This is a genomic window from Arthrobacter sp. NPDC058130 (genome assembly GCF_042884475.1).
GTDB lineage: Bacteria > Actinomycetota > Actinomycetes > Actinomycetales > Micrococcaceae > Arthrobacter.
The window spans coordinates 489,559-512,016 of sequence record NZ_JBHVTV010000002.1; the positions used below are offsets into that span (position 1 = coordinate 489,559).

Genomic DNA, 22,458 nt, shown 5'->3' on the forward strand with positions numbered 1-22,458 from the left:
CAACTCAAAGAGAGCGCATCATGACCAAAACAAGCAAAGTAGTCCTAGCGGTCCTCGCAGTGATTCTTGTTGCTATCGCTGGCGGGTACATCGGCTCGGGCTTTCGCGGCACCTCCGCCACCGCGGCGACCGGCGCGGCGCAGGGCAGCTTCATCGACGAAATCAAGAAGCGCGGAGAGCTCCGGGTCGGCGTCGCCATCGCTCCTCCGATGACCGTCCAGCAGGCCGACGGAACCCTGGGCGGCCCGAACCTCATCCCGCTTCAGGAACTTGCCAAACAGCTCAATGTCAAGCTGGTCCCTGTGGCCGCTGAGTGGAAGAACATCGTCGCCGGCCTCCAGGCCAACCGCTACGATTTCGCCGCGAACCTCGACTACACGGTAGAACGGTCCCTCGCCATCGGCTTCACCGACCCCGTCTACCAGTACCAGGGCGTCTTCGTCGTCAAAGCCGACTCCCCCTTCGCGACGGCCGAGGACCTGATTGCCAACGGCGGACAGATCACTGCAGCGCAGGGATCGGCCCCGGAAAAGGCGCTGCAGGGCCACACCTCGACCATCATGTCCGTGGACAACTACGCAAACGCCATCTCCGCAGTTCAGTCAGGCCGGGCCATTGCCGAGTTCACCGACCTTCCCACCGCCGAGTCGCAGGCGCAGGCAGACAAGACGCTCAAGATCGTCGTACCCACCCCGGACATCTACTCCGCCTCGGCGGCCTACGGAGTGCCGGCGACCATTGACCCGCGGTCACTGCAGATCGTCAACATCGCGATTGAACGTGCACAGAAGAGCGGGGAACTGCCCCAGGCCTACGCCAAGGTCAACTACGTCGAACTCGACAACCTCGGCGACCTCCGCAAGAAATAGCCTCCACTAGGAGAATGTCATGAATGGATACACCTTTGATTGGGACGTAGTCGCCCAAGCTTTGCCCAGCATGATCCAGGGCCTGGGAGTAACGCTCCAGATCACCATCATCACCATCGTGATCAGCATGATTCTGGCCATCCCCGTCGCGGTTGGCCGGATGTCCAAGATCGAGGTCATCCGCTGGACTGCGCAAGGGTACATAGAAATCTTCCGCTGCACCCCGCTGCTCGTCCAACTCTTCTGGATCTTCTACGCGCTGCCGGCCCTGACGGGAGTAACCCTCCCCGGCTACGCCTCCGCCGTGATCGCTCTGACGGCAAACCTCACCGCCTTCATGGCCGAGACCTACCGCAGCGGTTTCCAGTCCGTCCCGGTCGAGCAGGTCGAAGCCGGCCGGATGCTGCAGCTCAGCCGCTTCCAGCAGCTGCGCTACATCATCGTCCCGCAGGCCATGCGCCAGCAGCTGCCGGTCATCCTGTCGCTGAACATCTCCCTGTTCAAGGACACCGCCCTGGTCTCCACCATTGCCGTGTCTGACCTGATGTTTGTCTCGAACACCATCTCGGCCCAGAACTACCGGGCACTGGAGGTCTTCACCCTCGCTGCTTTCATCTACTTCGCAATCGCGTTCCCGGTCTCGCTGATCACCAGCGGCATCGAGCGCCGGATGCAGAACACGGCGGGCCCGGGATTCAAACCCGGCCCCAGCCTGCTGGCCCGCATGATGCCCGGCGCCAAGGTGTCGACTGTGAAAGTGACAGTGTCATGAGCCGGCACAGCACAATGGCACCCGCCCATTCCACCCATCTCCAGCAGAAAGGGACTCTGGTGACCACACCGGTCCAATCCCCGGCATCTGCAGACACCGGCCAGGTCCTCGTGTCCGCCCGCGGCCTGCAGAAGAGCTTCCACCACCGCACCATCCTGAAAAACGTCGACTTCGACATGCGCTCCGGCGACATCACTGTCATCATCGGCAAGAGCGGATCGGGAAAATCCACCCTTCTCCGGGCGCTGGCTGGGCTCACGGACCCGGACGACGGCCAGATCACCTTCGACGGCAAGACCGTCTTTGCCGACAAGAGGCGCACCAAAGACTGGGGTGCCGTCAGCTCCGAGGTCGGCATGGTGTTCCAGGCCTACACCCTGTGGCCGCACATGAACGTCCTGGACAACATGACGCTGGCACCCCGCAAGACACGGGGCGTGGGCGCGTCCGAAGCGCGGGACAGGGCCGAGGCAGCACTGGAGGAAGTGGGCATGAAGCACCACATCCTGAGCCGCTGCACCCAGCTCTCCGGCGGCGAAAGGCAGCGGGTTGCCATCGCCCGGGCGCTGATGATGAAGCCCAAGCTGATCCTGTGCGACGAGATCACCTCGGCCCTGGATCCGCCCGTCGCGGCAGAAGTCCTCGACGTCCTGCACCGCCTCAAGGAAGAAGAAGGCATCGCCGTCGCGCTGGTCACCCATGACATGGCCTTCGCCTCCAAGGCCGCCGACCGCGTGGTGTTCTTCCACAACGGCGAAATTGCCGTCAACACCACCCCCGACCTGGCGTTCGAAACCTGCGACAATCCAGATCTGCAGAAGTTTGTTGACGCCGTCCGCTTCTAAACCGGCTCATTTGGCCGGACCATTGAATAGAAAGGATTCATTGTGCACACCGTAGTAGTCGGAGGCGGCGTCATAGGCCTGACGCAGGCCTACCATCTGGCCCGCGAGGGTGAGAGCGTCACCGTCATCGACGCGCGGGCCACTGGCCTGGGTGCGTCGAAGGTCAACGCGGGATGGATCTGTCCGGCGGAGTCGGCACCCGTGCCGGGACCCGGCGTCGTCCTTAAATCCATGAAGTGGATGCTCCGGCCGGACAGCCCGCTGTACATCCGTCCATCCGTCCAGCCGGACTTCCTGAAGTTCATGTTCGGGATGTGGCGCAAGTCCAACGCCCGCGACCAGCGGGCAGGATTCGAGGGTCACCTCCGTCTGGCCGCCGACACTCTGCAGATCTTTGACGAGTACCGGGCCGATGGCATGGACTTCGAGATGCACACCAACGGCCTTCTCATGGCGTTCATGGAGCAGGACAACTTCGACCACCACATCGACAACCTGGACCTTGCGTCCCAGTACGGACGCCAACCGAAGGTGCTGGACCGCGACGCGGTGCATGAGCAGGAGCCGCTGCTCACCGACGGAGTTCTTGGCGGCATCTACTTCCCCCAGGAGCGGCACGTCGATCCGGGAGCCATGGCCACGGCGCTGCACCACCGGCTTGCGGCGATGGGCGTGAAGATCGCGGAGAACTCCCCGATCGACGCCGTGGAGCGCAACGGGGACCGGGTGACCGCCGTGCACAGCGGCGGCACCCGTTACACCGGCGACCGCTTCGTCCTTGCCGCCGGAGCCTGGAGCGGGAACCTGTCCAAGCAGTTCGGGGTTGCGCTTCCGGTGCGTCCGGGCAAGGGCTACAGCGTTGAGGTAGCGCCGCTTGGCCTTCGCAGCGCCGTGAACCTCTGGGACGCCAAGGTTGCGGTGACGCCCTTCAACGAACGCCTGCGCCTGGCCGGCACCATGGAGTTCGGCGGACTGGACGAGAACATTAACCAGGTCCGGGTCGACGCTATCCTGCGCGCTCCCGCGAAGTACTTCCGCAACTGGGAGCCGCCCGTTTCAAAGCCCACGCCGATGGCCGGCATGCGGCCGATGACACCGGACGGGCTTCCGGTCATAGGCCACCTCGGACATCTGCAGAACACCTATGTGTCCACAGGCCACGGAATGATGGGCATCACGCTCGCACCCGGCACCGCCGCAGCACTTACGGATTTGATTGTCCGCGGCCGCATGGCGCCCGCCCTTCAGCCCTTCAGGGCCGACCGCTTCCGTGGCGTCCAGCGCCAGCCGGTCCCGGCCCTCTAAGACCCCAACACGATTCCTGCCCGCTTCCCGGGCCCACCCATTGTCTTGAAAGGACCCACAACATGTCACGCACCAAAAAGGACCTCCGCGGAATCCTCGCCGCCGTCACCACCCCGTTCACCGAGGACGGCAACGCCGTTGACGAAGCAGCACTTCAGCACCAGGTGGAGCGCCTCGTCTCGGCTGGTATCCACGGACTGGTCCCCACCGGCTCCACCGGTGAGTTCACCACACTCTCACCCGAGGAGTACCGCCGGGTCATCGAGCTCTACGTCAAGGGCGCCGACGGACGCATCCCCGTAGTGGCCGGCATCGGCGCACTTTCCACGCAGGGCGCAATCGATCTCGCGCAGCACGCCGAAACCGTCGGCGCGGACGCGATCATGCTGGTGCCGCCGTTCTACGATCCCCTGGACTTCACCGGCCTCAAGTCCTTCCTGTCCGCCGTAGCCGAATCCATCTCCATCCCGGTGATGTACTACAACCTCCCCGGGATCACCGGTGTGAAGCTTACGGCCGCGGAGCTGGCCGAACTGGGCCAGATCGAGGGCATCGACTACATCAAGAACACCTCCGATGACGCGATCGCGCTGGCCGAGCTGCTCGCCGTCCACACCAACAGCATCAAGGCCTTCAACGGCTGGGACACCCTGACGTTCTTCGGCATCGCCAGCGGCGCCGAAGCCTCGGTCTGGGGTACCGCCGGCGTGGTGCCGGAACTCGCCGTCGAATTCTGGGAAGCCCTCGCCGAGCAGAAGGATCTCGTCCGTGCCCGCGAACTGTGGAAGCACCTCTGGGCCATCAGCGACTTCCTGGAGTCCGTCAACTACGTGGCCGGCATCAAGGCAGGCCTGGAACTCATCGGTGAGCCCGTTGGCCCGGCACGCCTGCCCATCCAGCCGCTGCCCGCCGAAGAGCGTGAGCGTTTCGCCGCGATCCTGCGTGAAGCCGGCGTTATTCCGGTAGCGGCATGAGCGCCGCCCCGCTCGCCCTCGACGCCATCGAGGTGCACGCAGAGGGCGAGCCGGGGCGGATCCTGACCTCCGCCGCCGGTCTCGTCCAGGGCGAGACCATGACGGAGCGTCTGCAGTACTGCAAGGAGAACTTGGACTGGCTGCGCCGGCTCATGCTGCATGAGCCGCGCGGCTACCCGGGCCTGTGCTCGGTGATCCTCCTTCCGCCCGTGAACGAGGGGTCTGACTTTGGCATTGTGGTGCTCGAACAGGGCGGCTTCACGCCGATGTCCGGGTCGAACACCATCTGTGCTGTCACCGCGGTCCTTGAAGCAGGCATCGTTCCTGTCCGCGGCCCCGAAACAACGGTCACGATCGACACCGCCGTAGGCGTCGTGAAGGCCGTGGCCCGAGTCGAGAACGGCAAGGTCCTGTCGGTGACCGTCGTGAACGTCCCGGCGTTCGTCGTCGAACTCGACTTCCCGCTGCAGGTGCCGGAACTCGGCACCGTGCCCGTCGACGTCGTCTTCGGCGGCCAGTTCTTCGCCCAGGCAAAAGCCGCCGACGTCGGGCTGGACCTCCACCCTGACAACGGCAAGGAACTGGCGCGCGCCGGTGCGCTCATCAAGATGGCCGCCCTGGAACAGATCCAGGTCATCCACCCGGAGAACCCGCTCATTTCCGGCGTCAACCTGGTCATGCTCCACACCGGCGACCGAGTGCCCGGCCGGCAGGACCGCAACACCGTGGTGCTGTCCAACGGCAAGCTCGACCCCAGCGACCCGTCCACCTGGACCGGCGCGCTGGACCGCTCGCCGTGCGGTACGGGAACCAGCGCCCGCATGGCGGCGCTGCACGCCCGCGGCCAGCTCGCCGTGGGTGAGGCGTTCTCGCACCAAAGCATTATCGGCAGCGAATTCATCGGCCGCCTGACAGGCACGACGACGGTCGCCGGCCGGCCGGCGGTCCTCCCCACCATCACGGGCCGGGGTTGGGTCACCGGCCGCAGCCAGTGGCTTCTTGACCCCACCGACCCGTTCCCCGCCGGCTACACCGTGGGCGACATCTGGGCGCCCGGCGCCTAACCTCCCGCGAGATGCCATTTGACGGCGGTGTTTGTCCAAAACATTGCCGTCAAATGCCAACTCGCGCACCAAAATCTTCCAAAACAACTGAAAGCAGGAGTTGTGAGCCAGTTCATTAACGGCAAGCTTGTCGACGGCACTACCGGACAAACCGTGAACGTCATCGATCCGTCCAACGGAACCACCGTGGACACCATCACCCTCGCCGGCAGCGACGACGTGCAAGCCGCCGTCCAGGCCGCCAAGGACGCGTTCCCGGCCTGGTCCCGGGCGACGCCGGCCGAGCGGTCGGCCGTGCTGACCAAGTTCGCGGCCCTCATGGAAGAGCGCGCCGAAGAATTCGCCCAGCTTGAGAGCCGCCAGGCCGGCAAGCCGATCCGGCTGACCCGCGAGTTCGATGTGCCCGGCACCATCGACAACATCGCGTTCTTCGCAGGCGCCGCCCGCAACCTCGAAGGCAAAGCGACCGGCGAATACTCCGCGGACCACACCTCCTCCATCCGGCGCGAGGCAATCGGCGTCATCGGTTCCATCTCGCCGTGGAACTACCCGTTGCAGATGGCCGCCTGGAAGATCCTGCCCGCCATCGCCGCCGGGAACACGATCGTCCTCAAGCCAGCCGAGGTCACCCCGCTGAGCACGCTGCTGTTCGCCCAGGTTGCCAGCGAAGCCGGCGTCCCGGACGGCGTCATCAACGTCATCACCGGCCGCGGCTCGGTGGTCGGCGCCGAACTGATGCGCCACCCCGACGTGGACATGCTCTCCTTCACCGGTTCCACCGGCGTGGGACGCACCGTCCTGGAAGCCGCCGCCACCACCGCCAAGCGCGTCCACCTCGAGCTCGGCGGCAAGGCACCCTTTGTGGTGTTCGACGACGCCGACCTCGAGGCGGCGATCCACGGTGCGGTCGCCGGCAGCCTCATCAACACCGGACAGGACTGCACCGCCGCCACCCGCGCGATTGTGCACCGCTCCGTTTACGAGGAATTCATCACAGGCGTCGCCGCCCTCTACGCCAAGGTCAAGCTCGGCCCCACCCAGGATCCGGCTACCGACCTCGGCCCCCTTGTCTCCCAGAGCCACCGCGACAACGTCGCCGGCATGGTCGACCGGGCCCGCGGCTACGCCCGCGTCATTGGCGGCGGCATCCCCGACGGCGACCTCTCGGCCGGCTCCTACTACCGCCCCACCCTGGTGGCGGATGCCACCCCGGACAGCGAGATCTTCCGCGACGAAGTCTTCGGACCCGTCCTGGCCGTCACCCCCTTCGACACCGACGACGAAGCCATCGAGCTGGCCAACGACACCCCGTACGGCCTCGCCGCGTCCGCCTGGACCAAGGACGTCTACCGCGCCCTGCGCGCCACCCGCGATATCCGCTCGGGCTGCGTCTGGGTCAATGACCACATCCCGATCATCAGCGAAATGCCCCACGGCGGCGTGAAGCAGTCAGGCTTCGGCAAGGACATGTCCACCTACTCCCTGGACGAATACACCGTGGTCAAGCACGTCATGTTCGACCTCACGGGCGAAAAGGCCAAAGACTGGCACCGGACCATCTTCTCCCTGGAAGGACAGCAGTAATGATCAACACGAATATCACCGGACGCTTTAACGGCAAGACAGCCTTGGTCACCGGGGCGGGAGGCGGAATCGGCTCGGCCATCAGCCGGCGCCTCGCCGCCGAAGGCGCCCACGTCTTCGTGGCGGACGCCAACGAGGCCGCGGCGAAGGAAGTCGCCGATTCGATCGTCAGCGCCGGCCAGTCCGCCGAGCCGTTGGTCTTCGACCTGCTCGACTCCGCAGCCTCCGCCGCCGCCGTCCAGCAAATCGTCGAAAGCCGCGGCCGCCTCGACGTCCTGATCAACAACGCCGGCGTCAACCGCCGCGGGGATCTGCTCTCCCTCACGCAGGACGATTGGGATCTGTCCTTCTCGGTGAACGTTGATTCGCTCTTCCACCTGTGCCGCGCCGCGCTGCCCCACATGATCGAGGCCGGCGGGGGCGCCATCGTGAACACGGCGTCCCAGTGGGGCCTGTACCCCGCACCGGCGCACATTGCCTACAACGTCTCCAAGGCTGCCGTGGTGGCCTTCACCAAGAACCTGGCCCGCGACTACGCCCCGAACAACGTCCGGGTCAACGCCGTGGCACCCGGTGAGGTGCACACGCCCATGCTCGAATCCGGTTTGGCCCGCAACGGCCGTACCGTGGCGGACCTCGATGCCCTGGTGCCCTTCGGCCGCATCGGCAAACCCGAGGAAATCGCCGCGCTCGTGGCGTTCCTCGCATCGGACGAGGCGCCGTACATTTGCGGTTCCGTCATCGAAATCACCGGCGCACAGGCAGTGGCATGAGCGGAGACGGAATGCTTAAGGGCAAAACGGTACTGGTCACCGGCGGGTCCCGGGGCATCGGACGGGCAACCGTCGAGACACTGCACCGCGAAGGAGCGCACGTCGTACTCCATTACTCCTCCGCCGCCGGCGACGCCCAGGCTGTACAGGAAAACCTGGGAGACCCCATCCGGCTGGTCCAGGGCGATCTGGCCGATCCGGGGGCGGCCGCGAGGGTTTGGGCGGCGGCCGAGGAATGGAACGGCCGGGTTGACGTCCTGGTCAACAACGCCGGTGCGTGGCTGGAATCTCCGCTGGACGATCCGCTCTCCTGGGCAGAGGGTTGGCAGCGCAATCTCCAACTCAACCTCCAGGCCCCGGCAGACCTCTGCCGGGAGGCGATCCTCCACTTTCAGCGCCAAGACGGCGGCATCATCGTCAACGTCGCCAGCCGCTCCTCGCACCGTGGTGACGACGCCGAACACCTCGCCTACGGCGCGGCCAAAGGCGGGCTGCTCGCACTGACCAAGGGCATTGCCCGGGGCTTCGGCCGGGACAACGTCCTCGCCTACGCCGTCGCCCCGGGATGGGTCGGCACCGGGATCGCCTCCCACCTGACCCTCGACGCCGACCGGCTCAGCGGGCTCCCCCTCGGGGAGATCACCCCGCCCCAGGACGTCGCTGAGGTCATCGCCTTCCTCGCCTCCGGCCGCTCCCGCCACACGACCGGGGCGACAGTCGACATCACCGGCGCCGACTACGTGCGCTAACCGAAAAACGAGGTCCCTCACACCGAAAGGACAACTGGCCCCATGAACCTGAGACGCATCACCGACTGGACCCTGCTCACCGGGGCCAGCATCGAGATCCGGCAGCAGGGCAGTCCTGTCTGCAGCGGCCACGTGGACGCTGTCACCGACGACGGGACCATCCTGTGGCTTCGGCCCCCGGCGCAGAACCGAAGACTGTTCGAAAAGGCAGAGTTCTACGAGGCCTGGGCAACAGAAGATCGCACGGGCCTGCACTACGAGGTCACGAAAGGCCTCAGCACGTCCCGGGCGGAAGCCAGTTGACGTTCAGTCGCATCCTAAACGTGCTGGAAGCCCCGGACAGCTGTTCCTGTCCGGGGCTTCCAGTCGCGCACGGCGGGTCGGTTGATCCGCTTGGATCAGCGTTCCGAGACCAATAGACCGCCTCTTGGCGCACCGAGGCTGTCCGCATGGCCGGACCGGCCGGCCGGAACGAAGGAGTTGGCCGGCCGCTGCAGCCCGTAGTGTTCTCGGAGGGTCCGTCCGGTGTATTCGCGCCTGAACAGGCCGCGGTCCCGCAGGATCGGGATGACGTGGTCCACGAAAGCATCGAGGCCGGACGGGAGCACGGGTGGCATGATGTTGAAGCCGTCCGCCGCCCCGGCCAGGAACCATTCCTGGATGGCGTCGGCCACCTGCTCGGGGGTCCCGGAGAAGGTGCGGTGTCCGCGGCCGCCGCCGAGGCGGCCGATGAGCTGGCGCACGGTCAGGCGTTCCCGTCGGGCGAGGTCCACGATCAGCGTGTACCGGCTCTTGGCGCCCTCAATCTCGTCCTCGGAGGGCAGGTCATCCGGCAGTTCGGCGTCCAGGTCCAGCGACTCCGGCGAGACCTTCAGGACCCCGGCGAGTTGCCGTCGGGCATGGTCGGGGTGGATGAGCTCATCGAGCTGCTGCTCCAGCCGCCGGGCTTCGGCCTCGGTGGAACCGATGACCGGAACGATGCCCGGAAGCACCTTGATGGTTTCCGGGTCCCGGCCTTCCGCGGCAGCCCGCTGTTTCAGGTCGGCGTAGAAGCGCTGGGCGTCGGGCAGGGTCTGCTGGGCGGTGAAAACCGCTTCGGCGTAGCGGGCGGCAAAGTCCTTGCCGTCCTCCGAGGAACCGGCCTGGACAATCACGGGGTGGCCCTGGGCCGAGCGCGGCACATCCAGGGGGCCTTGGACGCTGAAATAGGTGCCGGAGTGGTTGAGCTGGTGGACGCGGGTGTTGTCTCCCCAGATCCCGGCTTCCTTGTCCCCGATGGCGGCCCCGTCCTCCCAGCTGTCCCAGAGCTTGCGGGCGACGTCGAGGAATTCCGCGGCGCGCTCGTACCTCCGGGCATGGGCCGGCTGGTCCTGCAGCGAGAAATTCCGGGCCGCAGCGTCGCCGGCGGTGGTGACGACGTTCCACCCGGTCCGGCCGCCGCTGATGTGATCCACGGAGGCAAACCGCCGGGCCAGGTTGTAGGGGTCGTTGTACGTGGTGGAGGCCGTCGCGATGAGCCCGATGCGTTCGGTGACGGCGGCGATGGCCGCCAGCAGTACGGTCGGCTCGAGACTGCCGTAGGGGCGCTGGCCGACGTCGCCGTGCAGCACCGGTGAGTCCGCGAAAAAGATCGAGTCGAACGTTCCCCGTTCCGCCGTCCGGGCCAGCCGCTGGAAGTGCGCGACGTCCGTCCCGGCGAAGCTGTCGCTTTCCGGCAGCCGCCACGAGGCTTCGTGGTGCCCGGTGCTCATGAGGAACGCGTTCAGGTGCAGCTGCCGTTCGCCGCTCACAGCGGGGCTCCGGCGACGTCGGCGGGAAGGACAACCGTTTCGGAATAGGTGGAGGAGTCGCCCTGGATGGAGGTGCTGCTGCGTCCATCGATGCCCACCGGAATGTCGCCGGCGACCGTGACCCGGTTCAGCTGACGGGGCTGGCCGTCGTAGTTGTCGGGGGCGTAGTGCTGGGTGATGCGGTTGTCGAAGAGCACCAGCTGGTCCGGTTCCCAGTTGACGCGGACCACGTTCTCCGGGCGGGTGACGTAGGCCTGGAGCAGCCGAAGGATGTCCTTGGATTCGGTGTTGGACAGTCCCACGATGCGCAGCCTCTGGGCGAAGCCGCCGATGAAGAGTCCCCGTTCCCCGGTCAGCGGATGGACCCGGACCACGGGGTGGGCGGTCTCGAAGTGGATCCGGGTGAATTCCTTCCGCCGCTCATCGGCGTTGGCGTGCTCGAGGTTTTTCGGCACGGAGTAGTCGTAGTCGTTGGTGTGGATGGCCCAGAGGGTGTCGGCGAAGTTCCGCAGCTCCTCCGGCAGGTCCTGGTAGGCGCCTGCCGAGGAGGCGATCAGGGTCTCCCCGCCGAAGGCCGGAAGGGTGATGCTGCGCAGCGTGGAGGCCTGCGGCGGGTTCACCACAAATGTGACGTCGGTGTGCCAGTTGTTCGCGCTGCCGTTTTCGCTGTCCACCGGCAGGACCGCCGGCTTGCCGTCGACGGACGCCACGGTGGGGTGCGCCTGGGTGAGCGGGCCGAAGCGGCTGGCGAAGCGCACCTGGGCTTCGTCGTCGCGGATGTTGGCGTCCCGGAACACCAGGGCCTTGTGTGTGTTCAGGGCCGCACGGATCTGGGCGATCGTGGCATCGCTGAGGTCGCTGCTGAGGTCCAGGCCGCGGATCTCGGCGCCGATGCGCGCGCTGAGTTTGCGGAATTCGAGGCGGGTTTCGGTAGCTGTCGACATGGTGGTGGTCTCCTTGATCTGTGGGGGTGGTGAGGTTGGCTGGATTAGTTGCGGTTTAGTTCAATGCGTTAGTTCGCTTGGGATCCGACGGCGGTCCGCCACCGGGAGAAGTGCCGTTCGACGGCGACCAGCAGGTAGTTGACCAGCAGTCCGAGCACCGAGACGGTGAGGATCCCGGCATACATGTCCGGGATCAGGAAGCTCATCTGGGAATTGACGATCAGGTACCCGAGGCCCGCCTTGGCCCCGACCATTTCCGCGGCGATCAGCACCAGGATCGAGGACGTTCCGGCCATCCGGATGCCCGTGAAAATGGTCGGCACCGCCGAGGGCAGGATGACCTTCTGGAACAGCCGGAAGTTGGACAGCCCCAGGGACCGGGCGGCGCGGATCAGGAGCTGGTCAACGGTCCGGACGCCGGCGATGGTGTTCAGCAGGACGGGGAAGAACGCGGCGTAGGCCACGATGCTGATCTTGGACGTCTCGCCGATTCCGAGCAGGAGCGTGAAGACCGGGAGCAGGGCCAATGCCGCCGTATTCCTGAAGACTTCCAGCAGCGGATTCAGGAACCGGTCAAGGGACCGGTACCAGGCGACCAGCAGGCCCAGGGCGACGGCGGAGACGACGGCGATGCCGAACCCGCTCGCGGAGCGGGTGAGGCTTGCCGCCAGGTGGTTCTGCAGCTGGCCCTTGGCGATGAGGGAGCCCAGGGCACGCAGGACCTCGTGCAGCGGCGGGAGGAACACCCTGGTGGCGGGCGAGGCAAGGTAGGTGGGCCCCAGTTCCCAGAGCAGGAGGAACAGCAGGATGGCGCCGGAGGCCCAGATCCCGCGACCGGCCCTGCGGGCACCGGACCGGACCAGGGAGGGCAGCGGCTGGGCCGCCGCGCGCGGCGGAGTCCGCCCGGTGTCGGCCGCCGGTGAAGCCGCGGCGGGTGCCGCGGTGGCCTCTTTGGTCAGTGTTGGTGCCGTCATCAGGCTGCCCTTCCGTTGGCTAGCTGCGGTGCTTCATCGGGTGCCGACCCGTCGGGCCGTATCTTGGCGTGCCCGGCTTCCTGGGCTTTCCGGACCTCGTCGTGAAGCAGCGACCAGACCTTGTGGCGGTGCTCGACGAAGACGGCGTCGGAGCGGACATCCCCGTCACCGGTGCGCTCCCCCAGGTCGATGTCGACGATCTGCTTGAGCCGGCCGGGGCGGGAGCTCAGTACGGCCACCCGCTGTCCCAGGTACACGGCCTCGTCGATGCCGTGGGTGATGAAGATGATGGTCTTGCCGGTGGACCGCCAGATGCGCAGGAGTTCCCCCTGGAGCTGTTCCCGGGTCTGGGCGTCCAGCGCCGCGAACGGTTCGTCCATGAGCAGGATGTCCGGCTCGTATGCCAGGCTCCGGGCGATGGCGACGCGCTGCTTCATGCCGCCGGAGAGCTCATGCGGATACCGGTCCTGGAAGCCGGCCAGGCCAACGAGCTCCAGGAAGTGGCGGGCCTTCTCTGCACGTTCCTTGCGGCCCAGGCGGCGGCCGTCGCTGCCGGGTCCTTCGAGGCCGAAGGCGACGTTGGCGGCCGCGGTCCGCCACGGGAACAGCGCGTACTGCTGGAAGACCACGGCACGGTCGCGGCCGGGTCCGGTCACCTCCTGGCCGTCCACGAGCACCTGGCCGGTGTCAGGCCGGGTGAGCCCGGCAAGGAGGTCCAGGAGGGTGGTCTTGCCGGAGCCGCTCGGCCCGACCAGGGTGATGAACTCGCCCGCGGCGACGTCCAGGGTGATGCCCTCCAGCGCCGTCAGGGTGGAGCCCTCGGGGTTGTCCTTGCCGGGCCGGACGGTGAACTGCTTCCCGACGTTCCGGAGGCTGATTTTTGGTGTCGGTGTGTTCGGTGTCGGTGTATTCGCTGTCAGTTCCGTGCCGCGGGTCATGATGCCGCCCCCTTCAGCAGGCCGTTGAAGTCGTTCGTGTAGTACTTGGAGGGGGTGATATCGCCGGTGACAATGCCGGTGTCATTCAGCCAGGCTGACCAGCGGGTGAAGTCCTCGTCGCTGATGGCGCCCTTGGACGGGACACCGACGCTCTTCCAGTACTTCAGGGTTGCGGTGCTCTCGGAGCGCTGGCGCTTGTTAATGATGTTCGTGAACCTCGCGATTACTTCTTCGCGGGGGGTGCTGCGTTCCCATTCGATGGCCTTGGCAACACCGGTGGTAAATATTTTGGTGGTTTCCGGGTTCTTCTCGATGAAGTCCTTGCGCAGGACGAACTGGCCTCCGGCGAAGGCGCCAAAGAGCTCGAAGTCGTTGAACAGGGACCGCAGGCCGCCCTTGGCGACAGCGTTATCCTGCAGCACTCCCCCGAGCGCCCCGACGTCGACCTGTCCGCGGCGGATGGCCTCCTCGGTGTCGTTCGGTGGTACGACGACGAGTTGTACCTGCTTGATCTCTTCCTGCGAGAGTCCGTTCTTCTTCAGGTAACTGTTGATCACGGCGTCCGAGTGGGCACCCAGGGTGTTGACGGCGATTTTTTTGCCGATCAGATCTCGCGGCGACCGGATCGGGCTGTCCTGGCTGACGTAGAAGCCGTTGAACGTTTTGTCGTCTTCGCCGTAGTAATTGATCACCGCGGTGACGGGGGCGCCGGCTTCGATGAGTTTCACCACGGCGCCCGAGAACGCGCCGCCGAAGTCGGTGGCCCCGGTCGCCGCTGACTGGATGCTCGCCGGACCACTGATGGTGTTGCCCACCCAGTTCAGCTTCACGTCGCCCAGGTAGCCGAGGTCCTGGGCCAGTTCCGGCAACGTGACATTGTTGGCCGAGCCCTCGTAGCGGAGTTCGGTCACTTCCGGTGTGCCGGGGGCGCTTCCTGCCGCGGGCTGCGCGCTCGCAGGGCCGCCGCAACCGGAGACCACCAGCGAGACCGCCACGGTGGCAGCAACGGCCAGGGCGGAGGAAAGTCCTGCGGGTAAGAGTCGGTTTTTCATAGCGGATTCTTCCTGGATTCGATGGTGCGGACCGGGCCAGCCGGCTTGTGCCCACCACTAGAGCAGAGATGACTCCCGGGCGGCAGGCCCCTCGACACCCAACGAAACCGCGCGTAACCCGGCGACGAAAACAGCCACGGACGCCTGCCGCTACCCATATGGACGCATCACGAAGCAGTCCGTAACCCAACGGACTCACGCGGTCATGTGCAGCCGCCCGGGGACACCTCCGCACCCGCCGGACCGGCACTGTGACGTCGTGGTGACGCCCGACGACGGCGGGTGACGGCGCCGTCGTCGTCGCCGCCGTCGTGCCCGGCGCGAAAGAATTCCAAAGAAGTAGCCGAATGTTGCGCCCTCCGGCGCTGCAAAGAAAGCCGGCGGCGAATCACTCCGCGGCGATGGGCCTATTGGGAGAAGAATGCGGCAATTCATCGACCACCGACGGGCCGGATGGGCGGCGTCCCCAGCTGACAGTGACCGCAGGCCAGGCCACCGACGTCGTCACGGTGCCGCTCACGTCCGTTCGCGGCAGCGTGAAGGAAGGATTTGTGTGGCTCGCTCCCGCGGGAGCTGTACCTGATCCCTCAACCGGAAGCCCGGCCGAAAAGCCGGGTGGAGAGCCAGCCGGCGAGCCGGGTGGAGAGCCTCAGGAGCGCAAGGTGCGGCTGGGGCTCAACGACGGTTCGGTGGTGGAGATAGTCTCCGGCCTGGCCGAAGGTGAAGCGGTGCTGGAGTTCATTCCCGGCGCCCCGGCACGACAGCCCGGCGAGCAGTTCGCCGGGCCCGGTTCCATCGCGGCGGGCGGATGACCATGGAAGAACTGGTGTCCCTTTCGGGCGTGACCCGGACTGTCCGGCTTCCCGATGATCAGGAACTGCACATTCTCCGGGGCCGTTGACCTTGCCGTCCACGCCGGAGACCACACGGCGGTGATCGGCCGTTCCGGGTGCGGGAAGTCCACGCTGCTGAACCTCCTCGGGCTGCTGGACCTGCCCACCAGCGGGGAACTTAGATTCCAGGGAACCCCTGTGCAACGGCTGAGCAACAACGCTCGGGCGGCGTTGCGCGGATACGCTGCCGAACATGCTCTCGGGCGGGGAACAGCAGAGAGTGGCGATCGCGCGGGCCCTGGTTCGCCGGCCCCGGCTCATTCTGGCGGACGAGCCCACCGGCGCCCTCGACGTCGATACCGGGCAGGCCGTCATGGCGCTGCTGGATACCGTGGCGACCGAATCGGGAGCCACGCTGATCACCATCACGCACGATGTAAATGTCGCGGCCCTCGCCCGGGCGTGCTACCGGCTGGATGCTGGCGTGCTCGCCGCAGCGGAGATCACCGCGGGGGCCGTGCGCTACCGCGTGCGGGAAATCGGGATTCGGCGAAGCTTCGGCGCCACGTCCCTGCGCATCTTCCTGGGCGTCATGATGGAGTCTGTTGTGGCGACGGCGGTGGCCGGGGTCGCCGGCGTGATGCTTGCCGTCGCCGTGGTGAAGAATCCCTGGCTCGAATCTAAGATCGCACCGGGCCTGACCGAGTATCCGCCGTTCCCTCTGGACGCGGCACTGCTCGGCCTGGCGTCGGTCGTTCTCGTCGGTGCCAGGCCGGGCAATTCCCGCCGTCGTGGCGGTCCGGGTCAAGGTCATCGATGCAATCCGGTTCTAGCCCCAACCGCTGAGTACCCTCTCCCTAGGAGGGTGGCGTGTTCGACGCTGCCGTTGGGCCGCGGCAAACACGCCACCAGCATCGGGCCGGGCTTTTACATCCCGGGAATCTGCTGGGCCTCGTGAACCTCGATCTCACAGCCGCCCGGCATGCTCAGGTGCGGGTGCACCTTGGCCAGTTCCACGGCCGCCTCAAGGCTGTCCGCCTCGATGATGCTGTATCCGGCGACTTCACGCTGGCTCGGCGCCGTGGCTCCGCCGGCGGAAACGCGGACACCGTTGGCCAGGGGCGTTCCGAAGTCGATCAGGCCGTCGCCGACCTTGGCCGCCCAGTTGTTCCACTGTTCCATGGCGGCCGCCATGTCCTCCGGCGCGGGCGGCGCGGCCTCTGCGGGGGTCATCGGGGCGTGGTAGATGAAGACGAACTTGGACATGTTGGTCCTGCTTTCCTGGGTTCCGCGACTAGTTACTGGTGGATTCTGAAGACTTCAGACGGCGACGGATCGGCCCGTGAACGCGATCAGGCGCTCCAGGCTGCCGGCGGTTTCCGCGACCGGCTGGACGGCGGCGAAGCTGCCGCCGTTCCGGACCTGGTCGGAAATGGTCAGCTGGGCAAGGCCCTCGACGTAGTCGGTGACGACGTCGGAGACGACGAGTTCCTGGCCGCTGGCTTTCGCGAAGTCCCACGCGTGCACGAGCAGCTCCAGGTTGATGATCCCTGCGACGACAGTGGCCGGCAGTTCAGCGAAGCCCATATCGACGCTGCCTTCGACACCGCGGCGGGTGAATGCCTCGAGAGTTGGCTGCGCAAGTCCGGCGATGCGCACCTCCGGGGCTGCACCGGCGTCATCTGTCAGGTCCGCGCCGAGCGCGCCGCCGATGTGCTTCAGCGAGCCGGCCAGGTGCTCCAGCAGTTCGTGGGCCGTGAAGTCTTCGCAGGGTGTGGCTTTCTCGCGGTCTTCCGGGGTGAGCTTGCGCAGCACGCCCAGGAGCACGGCGAGTGAGGCCTCGGCGGAGCTGATGTGATCGATCGGGTCCGGGGCCGCCGACCATTCGTCCGGCCCGGCGCCGGCCGCGGACGTGGTCGCGGCGATGAGGCGGTCCAGGTAGTGGTTCCAGCCTTCGGCGTGGGCTGCGGCCTGCTCGGGATTGAGCCCTTCGTGGCACAGGCGGAGGGTGGTGCCCTCGGCATCGGGTTCCAGTGTGATCGTCACGGTGGACGTGCCAGGTGCCAGGTCCATTCCGGCTTCCCAGCTCCAGGTGAAGACGATGCGCTTGCCCGGCTCGATCTCCTGGAAGGTGCCGGCGGCGTGGTGGCCGGGGGTGACGGTCCAGCGGTATTCGCCGCCGATGCGAAGGTCAACGCGGGCCGCCACGGCCTGCCAGCGGCGCAGGCGTTCCGGTTCGGTGATGAGTGCGAAGGCCTCGTCGGCGCCGACGGGCAGGTGGATGGTCTTATCGAACGTCATGAGAGTGGTCCTTTGTCTTGAAGCGAACTGTCTGTTTTGGCCGTGTGATGTTGCGGGGGCCCGTGACGCTGGGCGGCAAGTGCTGCCGCCTCTGATGCCAGCAGGTCCAGCTCGTTGGTCCAGAACTGTTCGACCAGTTCACGCAGCCGGCCCATGCCCTCTGGGTCGAGTCTGTAATACCTGTTGCGTCCCTCTTTGCGCGCAGATACCAGGCCGGCCTGCTCCAGCAGCAGCAGGTGCTGGGACACGGCAGAGCGGCTCACGGTGAAATGGGCAGCCAACTCCCCGACCGCCTGTTCATGGCTGGCCAGGAGATGAAGCAGCCGCCGCCGGTTCGGCTCCGCAGCGATCTCCAAGGCATCCAACACGATAAATACGTTAGTGTTCGCTAACGTATTGCGCAAGTGGAAGATTTCGGAAGGGCGCGGGATCGGGGCGCAGTGCCCGGCGGCGCCGTTTTGGGCGCTGAGCGGAATTGGGAGCTGAGCTGTTTTCGCGCTGAGCAGGGGGCATACCGACGACGACGCCCGCTAGCTATGGCTAGCGGGCGGAGGTCAGTCGCGGGTCAGTCGTCCGGTTCAGGGTTCGCGACTACAGGCCGCGGTGGTGTTCGATGAGCCAGCGGGCCATCTGCTGGGCCCGTTTGGAGGCCAGCAGGTCCCCCTCGGTGGCCGAGATGATGGAGCCCTTCATCAGAATGTGCCAAGAGCGGGAAAATTCCTCGGGGCGGTCCAGCCCGGCTTCCTCGGCCAGGGCTTGGATGTGACCCCTGATGCGGCTGAGGTAGTCGATACTCGCCTTCCCCAGGGGGTGGCCGGCGCCCATCTCCAGCAGGACGTTGATGAAGGAGCATGCCTCGAAGTCGTCACGCTGGAACCAGTCGCCGAAGACGTCAAATACGGCGAGCAACTGTTCCTCGGGGGTACTACCCCGCCTCCTGGCTTCCGCCACAATGAGGTCCACGGTCCACACCTGGTCGCGGAGTTCCAGGAAGGCCAGCACCAGGGCGTCCTTGGACGGAAAGTGCCGGTAGAAGGTCGCCTTTGAGACCCCTGAACTGTTGATCAGCTCGTTGACTCCGACGCCGCGGATGCCGCGGCGGGAGAACAACTCATAGGCAGTCGCGAGAATACGGTCCACCGGATCATCGCGGCCGACCATGGCTGTAGCGGGCAACAGCGTAGAACCCGCGGAATCGTTGACAGTCATGATAAAAGAATTTTACACCGCGAGGGGGCGGACAGACCGGTCTGCCTCGTTGCGATCTATTCCTTTATGACTGGCTACAGTCGGTTCCTCCTAGGGATGAAGCACGCGGTCCGCGTCCTGGCGTGCCGAGCAGCGGCTGTCCAGTGCGTGAACAAGGCTGCGGAGGGTGGCGGATTCATGCGTGTTGTTGGCCAGCCTGACGATTGCCGAGGCCGCATGGGCCAGCTTGATGTTGTGGTGCTGGCTGTAGGCGGAAAGCCGTTCGAAGGCGGCGTCGGAACCGATGTGCAGGATTCCCATCAGGATGCCCTTGGCCTGTTCAATAAGGCCCCGCGTGCCGATGGCTCCGGCAATGGCGTCGCGGGCGGACCGGTCCGTTTCCAGCTGGATCGTCCTGGTGAGATCGAGGATGAAGCCCTCAACATAAAGTACGTTCCCATCACGGCCGGCAACACCCTCCCCCGCCGCCAGGACGCGGCGTTCCCGCCGGCGTGCGTCGAACAGGCGGTGGTAGTTGGCAAAAAATCCTCCCCCACGGCACACTTCCTCAAAGATTTCCCTGCACCGCTTCCGGTCTTCGGGGTGCGTGTGGGACATCAAGAGTCCCAGTGTCGGCACAACCTCGCCGCGGCGGTAGCCGTGGATCTGGTAGATCTGCTCGGACCACTCGAGCTCCCCGGAAACCACATCGTAGTGAAAGGTCCCCGCGCGGCAGTCCTCTCCGGCCAGGGCGCTGGAGTAGGCCTGCAGTGCCTTCAGTTCGGTCATGGACGCGCCTGCCTCTCCAGCCGGGTGTCGCGGGCCACGACGACGGTCAGCATGAGCTCAGCCCGACCTCCCCGGTCTGCGGTTCCAGAGCCTGCCGCCACCGCACAATCAGCTGCTGATTCCGGACGACGGCCCGTCCGCCCAGGAATCGCGCGGCGGAAGGGATTCGGATGCGCGGCGGCCGGCCCGGGGATCCGGACGCTCCGCCACCGACCGACCTCCCCCGTGCGTGCGTCTCAACTGAACGCGCCTCAACAGAACGTGCCTCATGGGTGCCACGGTGCATGCCGGCTGTTTGGGGAAGCCTGCCGGCCACGGGCTGGTCCGTGGCGTCGTTTTGCGGTTTCGCAATTTCCGTCACATGCCCCATGCCGGCGTACTCCCGCACTGCGGCGATCCCGGCCACCGCTGATCGCTTGTCTGGGAAGGGCTTCGAGAGGGCCATGATGGTCCCGTCCGGGGCGGTCAGTCGGAATCGGTAGGAAGTGTCGGAATCGGTGAACAGTTCAAACATGCCGGTCATAGAACCCTCCTGAAGCTGAGACCCGATTGCTCCCGGTGACGCCGTTGTCACCGGGAACAGCCTGCATCCACCCATACGACGCCAGCCGCACACCGGGGGCCGGATCTAATTGATGAATTCATGAAAGTCTGAACTATGGCTCTGACCTGCGCAAGAGGTAACACTTTGTCTACCGGCGGCGGCGCGGCGGCGACATGACAGCAGCCGGACGCTACGATGTATGTGCGAGCGGGCTAATCGTGAAGGGTACAAGACAGACTTTTCTGTCTCGGGGTTATTAGTTTCCTTGCGGCGGGTTCTGCGCAGATGCGCGGCTCAGAAAATGTGAATGTGAAGGAGGGAGGTCCCGATGCCGGATGATCTTCCCGCAGGTATGGTCCTCACCGACGTGAAGGCCGAACTTTTCAAGTCCATGGGCCACCCTGCTCGAATCCAACTGCTGGAAATGCTCGCTGACGGGCCGGTTGCCGTGAGCAGACTCCGAGACAACACAGGCCTGGAGCCCTCTAACCTCTCCCAGCACTTGAGCCTGCTCCGCCGCCAGCGCCTGGTTGTCCCCTCACGACGTGAAGGGCGGCTGTTCTATGAACTGGCCAGCCCCGAGGTGAACGTCCTGCTCGCAGCCGCCCGATCCCTGCTCGGCACTCTTCTCCACACCAGCCGCTTGACTGTGAGCCCCCTGGGCGAAACCCAGGAAGAGGCCGGCGAAGACACGCGGGAAGAGGCAATCCGCTAGGCCCCTGCACACCTCGACGCCGGACGGCGCCGGCCGCACGACGTACAGTATGGACAACATCGACGGGCCGGGAATCGGCCGGGACTGAACCAGTAGGGGTAGCCATGGCTCACGCCGAGAACCAGACCACCATCAGCCGCTCCCCGGATGACGTTTACGCGTTCCTCGCTGACGGGCTGAACAACCCGGCATGGCGGTCGGGGATTCAGGACATCGCACTGAAGAGTGGCGCGCCCGGGGATCTTGGGGCTGTGTACAGCCAGACCCCGACCGGCCCCGGCGGCCGGCCCATCGCAGGTGACTACGAAATCACCACCGCGGACCCCGGCAAGCAGCTGGCTTTCCAGGTCGTGGCTGGCCCGGCCCGCCCGGCCGGCGCCTATCACCTCAGTGAAGTGCCGGCGAAACGACTGTTCTGTTCACCTTGGACATGCAGCCCAAGGGACTCATGAAGCTCGTGGGTCCGATGATCGTCCGCACCATGAACGCCGAGGTCGCCCAACTGGCCAACCTCAAGAACGTTCTCGAATCAGCCTAGCGGCGGCGTCCGGCGCCTCCAGCATCCCCGTCAGCCCGGGGTGAGTACGCAGAACTCGTTGCCTTCTGAGTCGGCAAGGCACACCCACGGGACATCGCCCTGCCCGACGTCGGCGTCAGTGGCGCCCAGGGCCCGCAGCCTGGCCACCTCTGCCGCTTGATCGTCCCCTGGGTACGGCCTCAGATCGAGATGGACACGGCCCCACACGGACTTCACGGCGGGCGTGCGAAGGAACTCCAGATACGGCCCCACACCCTTGGCCGAACGCAGCCTCGCATGATCGTCGGTCACCTCGTGCAGGGTCCAGTCCGTCGCCTCGCCCCAGAACCGGGCCATGGCCCGCGGATCCGCACAGCTGACCACCACCGCGGCGATCGGCCCGGTGTCCCGGTAGATCGCTCGCGGCTCCAGCACGCGGAACAGGTTGCCCTCCGGGTCGGCCAAAACCGTCCACGGCACATCACCCTGGCCCACGTCGGCCGGCGTCGCACCGAGCTCCAATAGGTGCGCCACCAGCTCGGCCTGATGGGCCGCAGAAGTGCTGGCGAGATCGAGGTGCGCGCGGTACCTCACCGCCTCGGGGTCCGGGACGGTGACCACATCGACGCAGAAGGCGGCGGGGTCCGGGTAGACGAAGCCCACCGGTTCAACATTGGTCACACCGGGCCCCTCGCTGGAAACACCCCAGCCGAGCGCCTCCGCCCAAAACCTGCCGAGCGCGGAGTCATCCCGAGCCTTGAAATTCACCTGAACAAGTCGCAGCGCCATACCGCCCGACCCTATACCCACGTCATACCCGGCATGGGCAGACGCGCGGTGCCGGAACATGAACGAAGGGGTATTGACCGGTCGCCACGCATCGGGGAGTCTCGAAGGAGCCCAATCCAGCGGCAACCCGGCCGATCCCGGCCCTGCCC

26 protein-coding genes and 1 pseudogene are annotated in these 22,458 nt (G+C 66.1%); 15 read left to right on the forward strand and 12 right to left on the reverse strand.

Annotation, left to right across the window (positions count from 1 at the left end):
* Positions 1–20: 20 nt before the first annotated feature.
* The 10 genes from ACFVTM_RS06360 to ACFVTM_RS06405 all read left to right on the forward strand — a co-directional run bounded on the left by ACFVTM_RS06360 (position 21) and on the right by ACFVTM_RS06405 (position 9,238).
* Positions 21–869 (forward strand): substrate-binding periplasmic protein, encoded by an 849-nt coding sequence (locus tag ACFVTM_RS06360; protein WP_390202544.1) that lies wholly within the window; start codon positions 21–23, stop codon positions 867–869.
* 19 nt (positions 870–888) lie between these two features.
* The gene (locus ACFVTM_RS06365; RefSeq protein ID WP_390202546.1) at positions 889–1,641 is read left to right on the forward strand and encodes an amino acid ABC transporter permease; all 753 of its coding nucleotides are present in this window, start codon (positions 889–891) and stop codon (positions 1,639–1,641) included.
* A 59-nt stretch (positions 1,642–1,700) separates the two neighbouring features.
* The gene (locus tag ACFVTM_RS06370) at positions 1,701–2,486 is read left to right on the forward strand and encodes an amino acid ABC transporter ATP-binding protein (protein ID WP_390202548.1); all 786 of its coding nucleotides are present in this window, start codon (positions 1,701–1,703) and stop codon (positions 2,484–2,486) included.
* Between the two features lie 42 nt (positions 2,487–2,528).
* Positions 2,529–3,791, forward strand: coding sequence for an NAD(P)/FAD-dependent oxidoreductase (locus tag ACFVTM_RS06375; protein WP_390202550.1), 1,263 nt, complete (start codon positions 2,529–2,531; stop codon positions 3,789–3,791).
* Positions 3,792–3,853: 62 nt separating this feature from the next.
* Positions 3,854–4,765 (forward strand): dihydrodipicolinate synthase family protein, encoded by a 912-nt coding sequence (locus tag ACFVTM_RS06380; protein ID WP_390202552.1) that lies wholly within the window; start codon positions 3,854–3,856, stop codon positions 4,763–4,765.
* Entirely contained in the window at positions 4,762–5,829 is a 1,068-nt protein-coding gene (locus tag ACFVTM_RS06385; RefSeq protein ID WP_390202553.1) for a proline racemase family protein, read from the forward strand. Before ACFVTM_RS06380 ends, ACFVTM_RS06385 begins: the two co-directional genes overlap by 4 nt.
* 102 nt (positions 5,830–5,931) lie before the next feature.
* On the forward strand, positions 5,932–7,413 hold the full coding sequence (locus tag ACFVTM_RS06390) for a gamma-aminobutyraldehyde dehydrogenase (RefSeq protein ID WP_390202554.1): 1,482 nt from the start codon (positions 5,932–5,934) through the stop codon (positions 7,411–7,413).
* Positions 7,413–8,186: an SDR family NAD(P)-dependent oxidoreductase gene (locus ACFVTM_RS06395; RefSeq protein ID WP_390202555.1), complete on the forward strand. Its 774-nt coding sequence runs from the start codon at positions 7,413–7,415 to the stop codon at positions 8,184–8,186. Before ACFVTM_RS06390 ends, ACFVTM_RS06395 begins: the two co-directional genes overlap by 1 nt.
* Complete coding sequence (locus ACFVTM_RS06400; RefSeq protein ID WP_390202556.1) at positions 8,183–8,935, forward strand: SDR family NAD(P)-dependent oxidoreductase; 753 nt, start codon at positions 8,183–8,185, stop codon at positions 8,933–8,935. Before ACFVTM_RS06395 ends, ACFVTM_RS06400 begins: the two co-directional genes overlap by 4 nt.
* A gap of 42 nt (positions 8,936–8,977) precedes the next feature.
* Entirely contained in the window at positions 8,978–9,238 is a 261-nt protein-coding gene (locus ACFVTM_RS06405; RefSeq protein WP_390202557.1) for a hypothetical protein, read from the forward strand.
* Positions 9,239–9,333: 95 nt separating this feature from the next.
* On the opposite strand, the gene ACFVTM_RS06410 is transcribed toward ACFVTM_RS06405, so the two are convergent.
* The 5 genes from ACFVTM_RS06410 to ACFVTM_RS06430 form a co-directional block, all read right to left on the reverse strand.
* Complete coding sequence (locus ACFVTM_RS06410) at positions 9,334–10,725, reverse strand: LLM class flavin-dependent oxidoreductase (protein WP_390202558.1); 1,392 nt, start codon at positions 10,723–10,725, stop codon at positions 9,334–9,336.
* Positions 10,722–11,669 carry a TauD/TfdA dioxygenase family protein gene (locus ACFVTM_RS06415; protein ID WP_390202559.1) on the reverse strand — a complete coding sequence of 316 codons (948 nt, stop codon included), beginning with the start codon at positions 11,667–11,669 and terminating at the stop codon, positions 10,722–10,724. Before ACFVTM_RS06415 ends, ACFVTM_RS06410 begins: the two co-directional genes overlap by 4 nt.
* Positions 11,670–11,737: 68 nt before the next feature.
* Positions 11,738–12,643, reverse strand: a complete 906-nt coding sequence (locus tag ACFVTM_RS06420; RefSeq protein WP_390202560.1) for an ABC transporter permease — start codon at positions 12,641–12,643, stop codon at positions 11,738–11,740.
* On the reverse strand, positions 12,643–13,581 hold the full coding sequence (locus tag ACFVTM_RS06425) for an ABC transporter ATP-binding protein (protein WP_390202561.1): 939 nt from the start codon (positions 13,579–13,581) through the stop codon (positions 12,643–12,645). Before ACFVTM_RS06425 ends, ACFVTM_RS06420 begins: the two co-directional genes overlap by 1 nt.
* A complete protein-coding gene (locus ACFVTM_RS06430; protein ID WP_390202562.1) occupies positions 13,578–14,633 on the reverse strand; it encodes an ABC transporter substrate-binding protein in 1,056 nt (351 codons plus the stop codon). The genes ACFVTM_RS06425 and ACFVTM_RS06430 overlap by 4 nt, the downstream gene beginning before the upstream one ends.
* Positions 14,634–14,980: 347 nt before the next feature.
* On the opposite strand from ACFVTM_RS06430, the gene ACFVTM_RS06435 reads away from it, so the two are divergent.
* The 3 genes and pseudogenes from ACFVTM_RS06435 to ACFVTM_RS06445 all read left to right on the forward strand — a co-directional run bounded on the left by ACFVTM_RS06435 (position 14,981) and on the right by ACFVTM_RS06445 (position 16,424).
* Positions 14,981–15,445 (forward strand): hypothetical protein, encoded by a 465-nt coding sequence (locus ACFVTM_RS06435; RefSeq protein ID WP_390202563.1) that lies wholly within the window; start codon positions 14,981–14,983, stop codon positions 15,443–15,445.
* Positions 15,446–15,499: 54 nt separating this feature from the next.
* A pseudogene (locus ACFVTM_RS06440) lies at positions 15,500–15,628 on the forward strand (ATP-binding cassette domain-containing protein); the annotation flags it as partial.
* A 91-nt stretch (positions 15,629–15,719) separates the two neighbouring features.
* Entirely contained in the window at positions 15,720–16,424 is a 705-nt protein-coding gene (locus tag ACFVTM_RS06445; RefSeq protein WP_390202564.1) for an ATP-binding cassette domain-containing protein, read from the forward strand.
* Here ACFVTM_RS06445 and ACFVTM_RS06450 read toward each other — a convergent pair.
* The 6 genes from ACFVTM_RS06450 to ACFVTM_RS06475 all read right to left on the reverse strand — a co-directional run bounded on the left by ACFVTM_RS06450 (position 16,394) and on the right by ACFVTM_RS06475 (position 20,267).
* Entirely contained in the window at positions 16,394–16,732 is a 339-nt protein-coding gene (locus ACFVTM_RS06450; protein ID WP_390202565.1) for a hypothetical protein, read from the reverse strand. The genes ACFVTM_RS06445 and ACFVTM_RS06450 overlap by 31 nt on opposite strands.
* 54 nt (positions 16,733–16,786) lie before the next feature.
* Entirely contained in the window at positions 16,787–17,767 is a 981-nt protein-coding gene (locus ACFVTM_RS06455) for a TIGR03086 family metal-binding protein (protein WP_390202566.1), read from the reverse strand.
* Positions 17,764–18,171 (reverse strand): ArsR/SmtB family transcription factor, encoded by a 408-nt coding sequence (locus ACFVTM_RS06460; protein WP_390202567.1) that lies wholly within the window; start codon positions 18,169–18,171, stop codon positions 17,764–17,766. The genes ACFVTM_RS06455 and ACFVTM_RS06460 overlap by 4 nt, the downstream gene beginning before the upstream one ends.
* Before the next feature lie 187 nt (positions 18,172–18,358).
* Positions 18,359–18,928: a TetR/AcrR family transcriptional regulator gene (locus ACFVTM_RS06465; RefSeq protein ID WP_390202813.1), complete on the reverse strand. Its 570-nt coding sequence runs from the start codon at positions 18,926–18,928 to the stop codon at positions 18,359–18,361.
* Positions 18,929–19,066: 138 nt separating this feature from the next.
* Positions 19,067–19,744, reverse strand: coding sequence for a PAS and ANTAR domain-containing protein (locus ACFVTM_RS06470; RefSeq protein ID WP_390202568.1), 678 nt, complete (start codon positions 19,742–19,744; stop codon positions 19,067–19,069).
* 46 nt (positions 19,745–19,790) lie between these two features.
* Positions 19,791–20,267 (reverse strand): YegP family protein, encoded by a 477-nt coding sequence (locus tag ACFVTM_RS06475; RefSeq protein ID WP_390202569.1) that lies wholly within the window; start codon positions 20,265–20,267, stop codon positions 19,791–19,793.
* A gap of 349 nt (positions 20,268–20,616) precedes the next feature.
* Between ACFVTM_RS06475 and ACFVTM_RS06480 the strand changes: the two genes are divergently transcribed.
* Both ACFVTM_RS06480 and ACFVTM_RS06485 read left to right on the forward strand, forming a co-directional pair.
* Positions 20,617–21,003 carry an ArsR/SmtB family transcription factor gene (locus tag ACFVTM_RS06480; protein WP_390202570.1) on the forward strand — a complete coding sequence of 129 codons (387 nt, stop codon included), beginning with the start codon at positions 20,617–20,619 and terminating at the stop codon, positions 21,001–21,003.
* A 104-nt stretch (positions 21,004–21,107) separates the two neighbouring features.
* Positions 21,108–21,455: an SRPBCC family protein gene (locus ACFVTM_RS06485; RefSeq protein ID WP_390202571.1), complete on the forward strand. Its 348-nt coding sequence runs from the start codon at positions 21,108–21,110 to the stop codon at positions 21,453–21,455.
* A 116-nt stretch (positions 21,456–21,571) separates the two neighbouring features.
* Here ACFVTM_RS06485 and ACFVTM_RS06490 read toward each other — a convergent pair whose 3' ends face one another.
* Entirely contained in the window at positions 21,572–22,309 is a 738-nt protein-coding gene (locus ACFVTM_RS06490; RefSeq protein WP_390202572.1) for a VOC family protein, read from the reverse strand.
* Positions 22,310–22,458 lie beyond the last annotated feature (149 nt).

Coding starts and splice junctions, on each gene's coding strand:
- ACFVTM_RS06405 (WP_390202557.1), top strand. CDS start 8,978: ATGAACCTGAGACGCATCACCGACTGGACCCTGCTCACCGGGGCCAGC.
- ACFVTM_RS06475 (WP_390202569.1), bottom strand. CDS start 20,267: ATGACCGGCATGTTTGAACTGTTCACCGATTCCGACACTTCCTACCGA.
- ACFVTM_RS06395 (WP_390202555.1), top strand. CDS start 7,413: ATGATCAACACGAATATCACCGGACGCTTTAACGGCAAGACAGCCTTG.
- ACFVTM_RS06470 (WP_390202568.1), bottom strand. CDS start 19,744: ATGACCGAACTGAAGGCACTGCAGGCCTACTCCAGCGCCCTGGCCGGA.
- ACFVTM_RS06385 (WP_390202553.1), top strand. CDS start 4,762: ATGAGCGCCGCCCCGCTCGCCCTCGACGCCATCGAGGTGCACGCAGAG.
- ACFVTM_RS06425 (WP_390202561.1), bottom strand. CDS start 13,581: ATGACCCGCGGCACGGAACTGACAGCGAATACACCGACACCGAACACA.
- ACFVTM_RS06455 (WP_390202566.1), bottom strand. CDS start 17,767: ATGACGTTCGATAAGACCATCCACCTGCCCGTCGGCGCCGACGAGGCC.
- ACFVTM_RS06365 (WP_390202546.1), top strand. CDS start 889: ATGAATGGATACACCTTTGATTGGGACGTAGTCGCCCAAGCTTTGCCC.
- ACFVTM_RS06360 (WP_390202544.1), top strand. CDS start 21: ATGACCAAAACAAGCAAAGTAGTCCTAGCGGTCCTCGCAGTGATTCTT.
- ACFVTM_RS06380 (WP_390202552.1), top strand. CDS start 3,854: ATGTCACGCACCAAAAAGGACCTCCGCGGAATCCTCGCCGCCGTCACC.
- ACFVTM_RS06435 (WP_390202563.1), top strand. CDS start 14,981: ATGTTGCGCCCTCCGGCGCTGCAAAGAAAGCCGGCGGCGAATCACTCC.
- ACFVTM_RS06400 (WP_390202556.1), top strand. CDS start 8,183: ATGAGCGGAGACGGAATGCTTAAGGGCAAAACGGTACTGGTCACCGGC.
- ACFVTM_RS06450 (WP_390202565.1), bottom strand. CDS start 16,732: ATGTCCAAGTTCGTCTTCATCTACCACGCCCCGATGACCCCCGCAGAG.
- ACFVTM_RS06415 (WP_390202559.1), bottom strand. CDS start 11,669: ATGTCGACAGCTACCGAAACCCGCCTCGAATTCCGCAAACTCAGCGCG.
- ACFVTM_RS06420 (WP_390202560.1), bottom strand. CDS start 12,643: ATGACGGCACCAACACTGACCAAAGAGGCCACCGCGGCACCCGCCGCG.
- ACFVTM_RS06490 (WP_390202572.1), bottom strand. CDS start 22,309: ATGGCGCTGCGACTTGTTCAGGTGAATTTCAAGGCTCGGGATGACTCC.
- ACFVTM_RS06445 (WP_390202564.1), top strand. CDS start 15,720: ATGCTCTCGGGCGGGGAACAGCAGAGAGTGGCGATCGCGCGGGCCCTG.
- ACFVTM_RS06465 (WP_390202813.1), bottom strand. CDS start 18,928: ATGGTCGGCCGCGATGATCCGGTGGACCGTATTCTCGCGACTGCCTAT.
- ACFVTM_RS06480 (WP_390202570.1), top strand. CDS start 20,617: ATGCCGGATGATCTTCCCGCAGGTATGGTCCTCACCGACGTGAAGGCC.
- ACFVTM_RS06485 (WP_390202571.1), top strand. CDS start 21,108: ATGGCTCACGCCGAGAACCAGACCACCATCAGCCGCTCCCCGGATGAC.
- ACFVTM_RS06430 (WP_390202562.1), bottom strand. CDS start 14,633: ATGAAAAACCGACTCTTACCCGCAGGACTTTCCTCCGCCCTGGCCGTT.